This window comes from Marinoscillum furvescens DSM 4134, assembly GCF_003386095.1.
Lineage (GTDB): Bacteria > Bacteroidota > Bacteroidia > Cytophagales > Cyclobacteriaceae > Marinoscillum > Marinoscillum furvescens.
Map to the genome: position 1 here is coordinate 174,839 of NZ_QREG01000012.1, position 11,353 is coordinate 186,191.

The 11,353-nt window shown below is 41.7% G+C and carries 12 protein-coding genes; 7 read left to right on the forward strand and 5 right to left on the reverse strand.

The window, feature by feature from the left end:
- Positions 1-41 precede the first annotated feature (41 nt).
- A complete protein-coding gene (locus tag C7460_RS13730) occupies positions 42-497 on the forward strand; it encodes a helix-turn-helix domain-containing protein (protein ID WP_115868688.1) in 456 nt (151 codons plus the stop codon).
- Here the strand turns inward: C7460_RS13730 and C7460_RS13735 are convergent.
- Both C7460_RS13735 and C7460_RS23790 read right to left on the reverse strand, forming a co-directional pair.
- Positions 486-1,757, reverse strand: a complete 1,272-nt coding sequence (locus tag C7460_RS13735; protein WP_115868689.1) for a tetratricopeptide repeat protein — start codon at positions 1,755-1,757, stop codon at positions 486-488. The genes C7460_RS13730 and C7460_RS13735 overlap by 12 nt on opposite strands.
- 103 nt (positions 1,758-1,860) lie before the next feature.
- Complete coding sequence (locus C7460_RS23790; protein WP_170148014.1) at positions 1,861-2,034, reverse strand: hypothetical protein; 174 nt, start codon at positions 2,032-2,034, stop codon at positions 1,861-1,863.
- Between the two features lie 250 nt (positions 2,035-2,284).
- Here C7460_RS23790 and C7460_RS13740 point away from each other — a divergent pair, with 250 nt between their 5' ends.
- Positions 2,285-2,638 (forward strand): DUF4920 domain-containing protein, encoded by a 354-nt coding sequence (locus C7460_RS13740; protein ID WP_245986356.1) that lies wholly within the window; start codon positions 2,285-2,287, stop codon positions 2,636-2,638.
- Here C7460_RS13740 and C7460_RS13745 read toward each other — a convergent pair.
- Together C7460_RS13745 and C7460_RS13750 are read right to left on the reverse strand one after the other, a co-directional pair.
- Complete coding sequence (locus C7460_RS13745) at positions 2,635-3,006, reverse strand: hypothetical protein (protein WP_115868691.1); 372 nt, start codon at positions 3,004-3,006, stop codon at positions 2,635-2,637. The genes C7460_RS13740 and C7460_RS13745 overlap by 4 nt on opposite strands.
- A complete protein-coding gene (locus tag C7460_RS13750; RefSeq protein WP_115868692.1) occupies positions 3,003-5,426 on the reverse strand; it encodes a penicillin acylase family protein in 2,424 nt (807 codons plus the stop codon). The genes C7460_RS13745 and C7460_RS13750 overlap by 4 nt, the downstream gene beginning before the upstream one ends.
- Positions 5,427-5,555: 129 nt before the next feature.
- On the opposite strand from C7460_RS13750, the gene C7460_RS13755 reads away from it, so the two are divergent.
- Complete coding sequence (locus C7460_RS13755) at positions 5,556-6,137, forward strand: sugar transferase (protein WP_115868693.1); 582 nt, start codon at positions 5,556-5,558, stop codon at positions 6,135-6,137.
- On the forward strand, positions 6,127-7,245 hold the full coding sequence (locus C7460_RS13760; protein ID WP_170148015.1) for a DegT/DnrJ/EryC1/StrS family aminotransferase: 1,119 nt from the start codon (positions 6,127-6,129) through the stop codon (positions 7,243-7,245). The genes C7460_RS13755 and C7460_RS13760 overlap by 11 nt, the downstream gene beginning before the upstream one ends.
- A 1-nt stretch (position 7,246) precedes the next feature.
- Here the strand turns inward: C7460_RS13760 and C7460_RS13765 are convergent, their stop codons facing one another.
- Positions 7,247-8,074 carry a hypothetical protein gene (locus C7460_RS13765; protein WP_147302953.1) on the reverse strand — a complete coding sequence of 276 codons (828 nt, stop codon included), beginning with the start codon at positions 8,072-8,074 and terminating at the stop codon, positions 7,247-7,249.
- A 560-nt stretch (positions 8,075-8,634) separates the two neighbouring features.
- Between C7460_RS13765 and C7460_RS13770 the strand changes: the two genes are divergently transcribed.
- From C7460_RS13770 to C7460_RS13780, 3 genes are all read left to right on the forward strand, one after another.
- On the forward strand, positions 8,635-9,039 hold the full coding sequence (locus C7460_RS13770) for a DUF6326 family protein (RefSeq protein ID WP_115868696.1): 405 nt from the start codon (positions 8,635-8,637) through the stop codon (positions 9,037-9,039).
- Between the two features lie 179 nt (positions 9,040-9,218).
- The gene (locus C7460_RS13775; protein WP_115868697.1) at positions 9,219-10,694 is read left to right on the forward strand and encodes a hypothetical protein; all 1,476 of its coding nucleotides are present in this window, start codon (positions 9,219-9,221) and stop codon (positions 10,692-10,694) included.
- Complete coding sequence (locus C7460_RS13780) at positions 10,691-11,146, forward strand: hypothetical protein (RefSeq protein ID WP_115868698.1); 456 nt, start codon at positions 10,691-10,693, stop codon at positions 11,144-11,146. Before C7460_RS13775 ends, C7460_RS13780 begins: the two co-directional genes overlap by 4 nt.
- Positions 11,147-11,353: the final 207 nt, after the last annotated feature.

Sequence of the window (11,353 nt, forward strand, 5' to 3'; positions counted from 1 at the left end):
TCTCCAAGCTAATTATATTTGAGGCTCACGAACTTCAAACAATGGATATCAACGATCGCATATCACAACTTATCACAAACCTGCAGATGAATCCCAATTCGTTTGCCGACAATATAGGAGTGAAAAGTCCAGTGATCTACAATATCATCAAGGGGAGGCGAAGCAAACCCAGTTTTGAAGTGCTACAAAAAATTCTCATTGCTTTCGAAACGATCAATGCAAACTGGCTCCTAAAAGGAGAGGGTGAAGTCTGGAGAAACAACGAGCAAAGTGTAGCCTTAGATAAGGGATATGAAACTATCGAAGAAAAAATAATTTCACTTGTAGAGTCACTTCGTGTAGAGTTGGGTGCCAACCCATCACTAGAGGAGCTTTCAGAGTTGATTCACACACTGTTAGCTGAGAACATGAAGCAAAAGGAGAAAATTGCGGCTCTTTACACCAAGCAAGATAAAATTCTTGAAGTGCTTCGCGACAAGTTGAGCTTAGACCTCTGAAAACAAATCTATTTCCGTTAATTCTTTCTTGATCTTCTGACGCGTTCGGTGTTGTCTATACCAAAATGAAAAGAGTATGGATAAGAAGAAAAACGCCGTACCAGTAATACCGAACGTGGCAAATCGTTCTGATTGCTTACGATCTTTATTGGCCGCTAATACGTCAAAATAACGTTCTGTGAGCAATTCAATGTTGTATTTTTTATCCAACTCTTCTATTTCACGTTGCTTTTCTATGAAACGCTCCAGCTCACGTGTGTATAACCGCTCGTAGGTAAGAGCTTCTTCTATGCGCTTTTGTTGAAAGTAAAATTCAGCGAGTTGCTTGTAGATTTCGTAATAATCTGGAGGTAGGCTTCCTTCTTCAATCAAAGCGATTGCCTTTTTAAAATGGAATTCAGCTTTATCTGTAGCTATTGTTTCAGTGTAAGTTTCGGCAAGGTACTGGTGACAAAGGATTCGTTTTCGCTTATTTGGAAAAATAGAGTCTAGTATGGTTTTGGATTGATTCAATAGTTGTAATGCGGTGGGCGTGTCTCTATAAATAGCTCTATGAATATAAGCTGAGTTGTGCAATGCGGAAAGGTACGTCTTGAAATTAGTTGAAGGATCGCTATTGATTATTTGTTTATAGGACTCTAGCGCTTCTTCGTAACGTTCTAGTTTTTTTAAGGCTACACCTCGTTTGTTGAGGAGCTCAAGTCGAAACCCATCAGGTAAATCTGGATCTTCGATAAGTTCATTTGCTAAATCTATTGCCTCATAGAGACGATCATCATTAAGTAAAAAAGTAGTTTTGTTGTGGAGTAGTGCCTGTATTTGTCTCTTGTTACCAATATCTCTGGCAGTGGCTATTCCCTGGTCTGCAAACTTGTGTGCTAGCTCATAATGATGGTAATCGTCCATTATGTTGGCCAGGTTTTTATACATGGAAATAAGGTCTGGCTTCAAGGATTCTAGTTCGCTCTCTTCTGCATTTCGAGCACCTTCCAGGTAATAGATCACAGCATTGCCGTATTCATCAGTATTGGCACAGATATATGCCAGTAGGTAGTAGGTCTTAGTCAGATAGAAAGGATCATTGTCCTTTTTGATTTTCTCCAGAAAGTCTTCTGCTAACCTTTTAGAAGTGGTATAATGGGGGTCTTCACTAGCAAGAAAGACTTCCATAATAGCATCGTATTCATCAGATATTTTGGATGCCTGAAGAAGCGTGGTTGATAGTAGGAGTAGTAGTACGTAGTATATCCTTTTTAGCAAGGGAATTTAACCTTTGGTTTCTAACGGGTTTAAAGATAAAAAAAAGTCATGGGAAATCCCCATGACCTTTCGTTATGTATACCAAAATCGTCGGTGTATCGTCTTATCCTCCGGGTTGATCTCCCTCTTTCTCTGTGTCATCTCCATTAGTTGGGGATGGTGTGTTTATTTCTGAGTTGTTCATCAGGTCATCCATAGTCTCGTCTTGAGAGCAGGCACCAAACATGAATGCAGTGGCTAATAATACTAGTGAGAAAATGCTTTTAATTCTGTTCATCGCTTAATTCTTTTGTGTTAATTATGTTCTAAATTTAAGCTGAATAGTCGTGAAAAGATTCCTCAGTTTTAGACAAGGTGTCTACAAATAAAAACCTTAAAATCAGGTAGTTATGAACATAAATAATGCGTTATACAGGAGGTTATCCACATATTTTGTGGTGGGAGTAGTTATTATGCTAACATCATGTAACTCGTCTTCACAAGAGACTTCAGCGACCTTTTATGGGCAGGACTTTTCATTAACTGAAGTGAAAAAATTATCTGATGTAGAAGCTGCCCTTACACTCAATGATTCACTACCAGAGGTAACGCTAAGTGGCGAGGTAAAAGCTGTTTGCCAGAAAAAGGGCTGCTGGATGACACTGAATAGCTCCAATGGCAACAGAGTTCGTGTTACCTTTAAAGATTATGGCTTTTTTGTGCCAAAAGACCTGAGCGGGAGTGTAGTGACAATAAAGGGTGTAGTGAAATCTGAAGAATTAAGTACTGAAATGGATCAGCACTACGCGGAAGATGAAGGTAGAGCATTTGACCCGGAAGCTGACTTACGTGAGATTTCGATAGTAGCTTCCGGAGTGACCGTAACCTCTAAAATGAATTAGCTATAAAAGCTTTTCTGCTTCTTTTTTAAGAATAATTGGCGGAAGCTGTTTCCAGACAGCCCGCCAAAACCTCCACACAATCCTCCCACCAATCCTGAGGTGATTATAAGCATCATAGGATCGTCGAATGGAAAGAGTTGTATGACTTTTTGTGACAGGATGCTCGCGGTATTGTAGTCCAGGTACCATGCATAAAGCATCCAAACCAATCCCGCACCTAAAAATGTGCCTATAAACACGTTGATTCCACTTCCATGGATAATAAAACCAGTCAGAAAGGTTACAACAAAAACAATCCACCAGGGCATGTAGAATGATAAAAAGTAGGTCAGGATCATGACCAATATAAGTCGAGCGATTAATTTCATTTGTTTTTAGGGTAAAATGTCTGAGTAAACAATACCTGATCTGATGTGGATACATCCGGTCCGAATAATAACTGGTAATAATCACCAGTCGCCCATCTAGAAATCATATGGCCATAAAGCGGGCTACCAGGATTGCCCGTTTGACTTCCAGGGTAAACACCCCATGCACGTACTCCGTCAGGATCCATTTCCACTACCATACGCCACGAAGGACCGTGTCCTTTACTGGCAGCATTTACAATGCTCGAGTACCCACCGATTGGTACCTTTTCCTGTGAAAACGGCTTAAGACGTAAGATGTGGTTGATACGAGTGTTTTTGAAGGTTGACCAGGTATAATCTTCGCCATGTTTCTGGGTCCAATTGTGAAGGCTATCCAGCGCCTCACCAAAGGTTTGGTTGATCAGATCTGATGTGGTCTCTATATTTTCGGTTTCCAGCACATCAGCAAATGCTAGTGTGGAGTCAGATTTTAACAATTCAATGGTCACAAACTTATTTGGCTTGTCTATTTGGGCGCTCACTGTATCAAATTCATCCCACAGGGAAACGTACAGTTTGTCCCACCACAACTGGTACACTGATGGAGCATTGAGGTCCGTTTCATTAAAGTAATCCCAGCGTCTTAGGGTTTTGTATTGGTCCCATTGTTTTTGTTCAAATGCGGATGTGTCCAAATAGTCTAGCATCATCGGCAAGCTTTCGGATGCCATGTAGTTGTAGTTGTCGTTTTGTAAGCGCATCATATCTTTAGGAGTGATGCTGTTCATTACCCGCAAACGATCATTGATTCGTCTGCCCCTATAATATTCGTAGCGGTGATCATAGACGTAGTAGGGGTATAGGCTATCTACTGGATGCTGGTTGGCAGAACTTACAAAGTCTCTATCCGGGTTTTTTACAAACATCATATGCTCGAATGGAATAAATGCTTTCCATTCATGAGCAGTGAGTGAGCCATCCATTAGAAACTTGCCTTGCTCTGGCCATTTTACCGGGAACTTACCAGGGAGCCAGGTGGCTATTTCACCTTGTGTAGACCCAAACACAAAGTTTTGGGGAGGCCCCTGAAACAACCGAAGCGCCTGTTTGAAATCTTCATAATTACTGGCTTTGTTGATGCCATGCATGGCCAAAAAGGTAGTGTTCGGAAGGTGGGCAATCCAGCGCATGGCATAGTTCGCTTTTCCGTTTTCACCCTTAAAGTTTCGGTCGTAAACCACAGGGCCGTGATGCACACGTATTATAGTATCTGTAACTGTAGGGCCATCTGCCACCTCAAAGGTCTCGATGACTTTTTCGGTTTTAAACCACTGGTTATTGTAGAGGTATTCATCACGTGAGTCATCTTTAAATTCAATAGCATACCAGTCTACCTGATCACGAGGGGAGTTTGTTACACCCCATGAAATACTGTCGTTGAATCCTATCAAAACAACAGGGGTGCCTGGTACAGTGACGCCCATTACATTTTTAGTAGGGGATTGCAAGTGATTGGCATACCAGATAGACGGCAGTGTTAGCTCCAGGTCTGGTTCATTGGCTAGCAACACATTGCCACTTTGAGTTTTGCTGCCAGCTACAGCAAAGTTGTTGCTGCCATTGAGGGGATGAGGCTTGTCTATGGTTTCCTTGGTCAGCTGTAGAGGGAAATCAATATCAGGCTTGCTTGCCTCGATCGGCTCAAAAGGCCACGTAGTGCCTTTGGGAATAACCGGGTCCAGATTGCCAAGTTGTTCTGGGAACAGTAGGTCAAAAACCTCTGGTCCAAACAAGCTAAGTGCATTGGTGTTTTCCAGATCTGCCTCGCTTCTCGAAAGGGTATTGCTCAGCATGGCATAAGCCATACAAGATTTTAGAGCACTCCATGCTTCTGGTTTGTAATCCAACAGTTTAAACTCCAGTGGATAATCACTGTAAGACAGCTGGTTGATGTAGGTGTTTACACCCTCTGCATAGGCTTCGGTAATGGCAGATAGTTCAGGGTCCTGTGATACCTGCTCGTAAGTGTCTATTGTCATTTGCTTTAGGCCAATTCGTCGGTTGTGCCGATCAAAGTCCAGAGCTCTTTTACCAATCACCTCAGAGAGCCTGCCCATCACCAGTCGTGCGAAAAAATCCATTTGCCACAGACGATCTCTGGCCGTGACATATCCCTGTGCCATATGAAGATCACGTTCATTTTCTGCCTGGATATGTGGTATGCGCATCTCATCGTAATGTACCTTTACAGGGGAAGACAAGCCGGGAATCTTGAGCTCTTCCTTAAAATTGAATCCATCCTTTTCTGCATTTTGCCAAAACCCCTGAAAAGGGCTTAAAAATTTACCTAGCGGTGGGGTGCCTTTTATTCGGCTGTTGAGTGCTATGCCCAGAGCCATCGTAAGGATGATGAAGAAAACGAAACGAAAAGTTTTCATGCAGTGTTTTTTGGATTAAAATTGGATATGAGTCTCAGGTCATTCCCCAGCGCAAAAATGACAAAAGCCTGGAATAAAGATGAAAAATATTAAGAAAACCGCAGATTGCATAGAGTTGGTCAGAATCTGATGAAGGCGAGTGCTACATATAGGAAGTTTTGGAAACCCGCTAGTGACCGGGTAATGGCTCTGGTGATGCTCATCCTGGCCGGTCCCGTCATGCTGCTTTTGGCTGTGGTTTTGAAGCTGTTAGGTCATCCGGTTATTTTTAAGCATGTGCGCCCGGGCCTCAATGCCCGTCCTTTTACACTTTATAAATTTACGAGTATGCGTAGTGGTGAAATTTTCCCATTTGGGAGGTTTTTACGCCGTACTTCTTTGGATGAGCTTCCTCAGCTTTTCAATATATTAAAAGGAGAGATGAGTTTTGTAGGGCCCAGGCCATTGCTGATGGAGTATTTGGCGGTATATAATGAAACCCAACAAAAGAGACATCTACAAAAGCCTGGCGTGACGGGGTGGGCCCAGGTCAACGGTAGAAATGAATGTACATTTGAGGAAAAACTGGCTTTTGATGTTTATTACGTGGAGCATTGTTCGTTTCGTTTTGATTTTTTGATACTTTGTAAAACTGTAAGTCAAATTTTTAAATGGCGAGAATCAGACTTCCACGCCATACATACCAAAGTACCTCATACTCTTGAGTCATAAGCGTATTTATTTTTCTGCCCCATGGGTAAGTGCTGAAGATATTCAGGCGGTGGTAAACACCCTGGAAAATGGGTGGATAGCGCCTGTAGGGCCTGAACTCAATGAATTTGAACGACAGCTCCAGCATCAGTTTGGCTTTCCTAATGTGCTGGCGCTAAACTCTGGAACCTCGGCACTTCACCTGGCCGTACGACTGGCTGGAGTGCAGGCTGGGGATGAGGTAGTCATCGGGTCGTTTACCTTTATAGCTGCGGGCAATGCTGTGCTTTATGAAAAGGCCCGCCCTGTTTTTATAGACAGTGATGAGCAGTCCTGGAACATTGACCCTGAGCTGCTGGGTGACTATTTGGCGAAAGCTGCGCGTAAAAAGAGCATGCCCAAAGCAGTCATTGTTACGCACATTTTCGGGATGCCAGCCCGAATGCAAGAGTTGGTAGAGGTTTGTACACGCTATGGTGTGGCGCTCATAGAAGATGCGGCCGAAGCTCTAGGCACATCTATTGGTGGCCTAAACGCCGGAGCGTTTGGAGATTACTCCATTTTGTCATTTAATGGAAATAAAATAATCACAACGAGTGGTGGAGGTGCATTGCTATGTCAAAGTGCTAAAGACCACCAAAAGGCTGCATCTCTGGCTACACAGTCCAAAGTGCCAGCAGATCACTTTCACCACGAGGAAATTGGGTATAACTACCGGTTGAGCAATGTATTGGCAGGGCTAGGTCTTGGTCAGCTTAAGCGATGGGAAGAAATTTTGGGCCGTAAGCGCGCAATCAGCGAACGCTATCGTAGCGAATTGGCAGATATTTCGTGGCTGGCTCCTGCGCCTTTGTTGGAAGGAAGTACCTTCAACTTTTGGGTAAACCCTTTTTTAATAGACCCTAAGAAGCTATCACCTTCCGAAATGGTTAAGGCCTTTGATGCGCAAAACATTGAAGTGCGTAGGTTTTGGAAGCCACTGCACATGCAGCCTTTATTTTCTGGAGCGCCGATGCTCGGAGGAGAGGTGTCCAAATCTTTGTTCGAAAAAGGGATTTGCCTGCCATCAGGAGCCGGCCTCACGCATGATGAAGTAAGCAGGGTGATAGAGGCAATTAAAAAACTGTGACTTAATTTTTACTAAACAGGCCTGGAGGGAGGTAATACTCCAATTTGAGATTTAAGAACAAATAGGCGTCCTTGTCTGAATGGTCACCACGTGGCATTCCTGAGGTTAGCGACTCATAAGCTTCCTCATTCACTACGCCAATCTCATCTTTGCGATTGCTCAAGAGCTCCGCAGTAGTATTGGGGTAGGAGGTTGGGTATTGGCCTGATACGTCATCCAGGTAATCGCTAAAGGTATATCGAAACGCGACCTCAGTGATAAAGTTGAGGTAAGGGTTTACTTTCCATTTGAGTCCTGCTGCTGCCGGCAGGATGACTGTAAGTCTGCTATAGGATGCATCTTCTGTAGCTATGTCATATAAGGCATACGATTCGTTTCCCAGGTCAGCCATAGGATTTACTGTGGTAAAACCTACTCCCAGCGCAACATATGGATCCAACTTCCATCTTTTGTAATAATCACCTCGATATGAACGAAGGTAAAAAACGCCCTGAAGGGCAGCTTCCAAGTTTCTGGAGTAGAAGCTCAGGTTACGCTGACGTGCCCATGAGCTATCAGGGGCATGCTTGTCGTGCCCGCGAATCGCATAGTTACCCACCAATAACCTTGCAGATACTTTGCTCCAAAGCCTCGCTTCGATGGCCAGGTTTAAGTTAGACACTTCATTTTGTATGCTTCCATTGTGCTTGAGCTCTCCTCTGTATGAAGCAAAGCCAGCACCGGCCTGTACCGAGAAATAGCGGTCATTGAGCTGCCATGAAAGAAAGTTTTGTGCATGAGCAGCCAAACATGTGATAAGCGTAATGCCTAGTATGAAGAATTTTCTCATTTCTGCTACCAAAATAATGCTTTTCCTTTCCAGTTTGAAAATGGATGAGAAGATCATTTCATAGAAAATGGTTTATAGCAGTGTATTATTAAACTGAGGTATTGTAATATTCAAAGGTATTTGCTGGTGGATAGTAATAATTTACAACTTTTTATATAATTTTCAAGTGATAGTGAAAGTCAACTGACTGAACTTGCTTCAAGTACACCGCCTGTACGAATTGGTATTATTTAAGATTTTCCGCTCTGGGCGTTGTGCTGGAGGTGTAGTAGTACGCTTAGCATGACTTTTTCTTCCACTTTTTTTAAGAATCGAATTATGGAGTTCTATGAAGGATTCACGAAAATATAATTGGTGACTATCACCACAAAATACGGTTGGTTAGGGTTTGGCAACCCTTTCTATTTTGTAAAAATGCCCGTGGCTCTGTCACGGGTATTTTTTTTGGTTGTGGTTTTATTAGGTGAGTTTTTTAGGGTTATGTGATTTATAACATTCGTGCAACCCTGTCACAAGATCTTGCATCTGCTTGTAAAGAACTAACCAATCATCACGCACCTATGCTAGACAACCCGAAGATCAATATCAAAATAAAGCTGGCCGCTTTATGGACCTCCGTAGTTTTTTGTTACCTGTATGGAGACTATTTCGAATTGTATACACCAGATAAGGTAAATAGTCTGTTGACCGGTGACCATGTGATGGACAGCCCAATCAAATTATTAATTGCGTCCGTGACGCTAGCCATTCCCTCTCTGATGGTTGCCTTGTCCATTTTGTTACCACCAAAAATCAACCGTTTGCTCAATGTCCTTTTTGGTAGCGTATTCACCCTTATGATGCTGCTCATAGGGATAGGCTCCTTTACTCGCTGGTATGGGTTTTATGTCTTCCTCGCATTTTTGGAAAGCCTACTGACAAGTACGATCGTATGGCATGCCTGGAAGTGGCCCAGGAAGGATTGAAGATTGTCCTGAATTGGTTAGAAGGATTGAAAACAAAGAGTTTCGAAAAAATGAGTTCAGGTCAATAGTGGATTTTTACAATGCACAGTGCAGGTAGTGTGTACGTCATATATAATGATTGGATTTATTGTGATTGACACGGTAAGCGCTATATTTGAGTGTAGACTCAACCCTAAATCATGATAAAATATCACCGACTGCTCTTCATTGTTGTTATTTTGGTCTTTGCTAATTCTTGCCAATCAGACCTTGAATTAGTTCCTTTAACATCGTCGTTGCAAATTAAGAAAGTATTTTTAAAGGATGACCCTCATCTTAAATCAATGGTAAACGCGCTTAAGGGTTCTTATTCGGGATCGCGTACCAAATCTTATCTTGATGACGTAGACTTCAGTAAGGCCACTAAGTTATATGATTCAGCTAATCAATCAACAAAGTATACGTTTTCCATGCGTGTTAAAGGTGATTATATGCTTAGAAACTTTATCCTAGTCGAACCGGAATTTGGCGAGATTCAAGGTCTTGTATTTAGCCATAAAGTAGACCAGGAATGGTTAATAGGATTGGATACATTTCCTGGTTGGGAACAGTTTACAGGCACTTTTACAATCGAAGACTTGCAAGGGAATTTAATCTCAGAGAGTCAGATCTCAGATGGTACTTCTCAATTTCACAACACTTCTAATGGTAGAGAGAATAGACAAACCTGCATTACTAATTATGTATCTACATGTACGGACTGGTATGTGAATGGTTCATATGTTGATACTTATTGTCATATAGAGACACGTACAACATGCTATAGTTCAGGTGGCGGAGGCGGAGGAGCAAGTGGGGGAGACCTGAATGGCAATACGCCTCAGCCTCAACCAGAACGAGTTGTCCTGGAGTTTGATGATAGTGAACCAATGGGGACTGCTCCATCAACGTCTTTAAGTGTAGAAGATGCTTGGGAACAAGATATTTGTCAGAAAACAGCATTTAAGAATAATGATTGCGTTCAAGATATCTGGAATAAAATGAAGCAAAATGATGTAGGTTATGAAACATTGACCAACTTTTTGGGAGATAGCCCCAAAGCTGAGTTGTGTCTTGATATTAAAGATATTGGCGATGATGCAAATGGCAACACTGACCCATCTGAATCGGGGAAAGTTATTATTAACCTAAATAGTACTAAACTCAATAGATCCAAACTAAGTATAGCACGAACTTTGCTTCATGAAATGATACATGCTGAATTGATTGGATTGGTTATTAAGGCAGGAGGATATGATGATTTCCAGAACTATGCAAAGAATTATGATGATGAGTTTCTAGCCATTTGGGACTATATAGAGGAGTTTGGAAAAAGCGGCTGGCAACATGAATACATGGCAGATAATTATATAACATACATATCAAGTGGTTTAAAACTGCTCGAGGCATTCTACGTATCTAGCTCTTTCAAGAATGCAGTAAATAATGGTTACTATGACGATGTAATTGGCGAACCTTGGAGTTGGGATAATTTTTATAAATATATGGCATGGGAAGGTTTACATAAGACTGAACAATTTCAGACAGATATCATAGACGAAAATTTGAAAAATAAATACGATCAATATAGACTCAGGTTTGAAGATGGTAACTCAGTAAACTTAGATTGCCAATGATTAAAATTTCTATACTTACTTCACTAGTCATGTTATCATGTCAGTTGTCTGCGCAAGATGATAACTTAGATAGAGCATTATATTCTCAGGATACTGTTTTTATTCTTCTAATGGATGAAGTAGAAGCGTCTCTAAATGGCACTCGCTCAATTAGACCGAATAATAAATATCCAGAAGATATGAGTCGCTACTATCACCTAGATGATGATCCAGTCTCATTTAATAACATTTATTTCACCAGGGTAGATCTAGAGATTCCATATTGGTTCACAGAACCAAAAGAGAGATTTCTAGAAAGGGAGTATATCAAAAGCTCTGAACTTGCTAATAAACCAGTTAGCTACGTTTCAAGTATTTTGGAGAACAAGGTTTTGATGATGGTTGACCCCTCTTTTGCTGATTCATCAAAATATTATGTTGTAAGAGTGTTTAGATACGTTGGCGAGGAGTAGAGTACCTAACAAACACTAAAATGAAAATGCGAACTGAGCCATCTGAAAGGATAATGCGAAAAAGAAATCTTGGTGCATCTAGCATCTGGGGCGCATACTCATTTTAGTTGGACGTTAGTGTGCCACGAAGTGGTACAAATCCAATGGGTGTAAATCCCAACAGGGCAATTGTCTGTTCACCCTGAAGAAGACTGGACAGTATGCAGC

What these genes read in the sequence shown, in the direction of transcription:
- C7460_RS13730 (WP_115868688.1), top strand. Translation starts at nt 42, where the DNA reads ATGGATATCAACGATCGCATATCACAACTTATCACAAACCTGCAGATG.
- C7460_RS23790 (WP_170148014.1), bottom strand. Translation starts at nt 2,034, where the DNA reads ATGAACAGAATTAAAAGCATTTTCTCACTAGTATTATTAGCCACTGCA.
- C7460_RS13745 (WP_115868691.1), bottom strand. Translation starts at nt 3,006, where the DNA reads ATGAAATTAATCGCTCGACTTATATTGGTCATGATCCTGACCTACTTT.
- C7460_RS13750 (WP_115868692.1), bottom strand. Translation starts at nt 5,426, where the DNA reads ATGAAAACTTTTCGTTTCGTTTTCTTCATCATCCTTACGATGGCTCTG.
- C7460_RS13755 (WP_115868693.1), top strand. Translation starts at nt 5,556, where the DNA reads ATGAAGGCGAGTGCTACATATAGGAAGTTTTGGAAACCCGCTAGTGAC.
- C7460_RS13765 (WP_147302953.1), bottom strand. Translation starts at nt 8,074, where the DNA reads ATGAGAAAATTCTTCATACTAGGCATTACGCTTATCACATGTTTGGCT.
- C7460_RS13770 (WP_115868696.1), top strand. Translation starts at nt 8,635, where the DNA reads ATGCTAGACAACCCGAAGATCAATATCAAAATAAAGCTGGCCGCTTTA.
- C7460_RS13775 (WP_115868697.1), top strand. Translation starts at nt 9,219, where the DNA reads ATGATAAAATATCACCGACTGCTCTTCATTGTTGTTATTTTGGTCTTT.
- C7460_RS13780 (WP_115868698.1), top strand. Translation starts at nt 10,691, where the DNA reads ATGATTAAAATTTCTATACTTACTTCACTAGTCATGTTATCATGTCAG.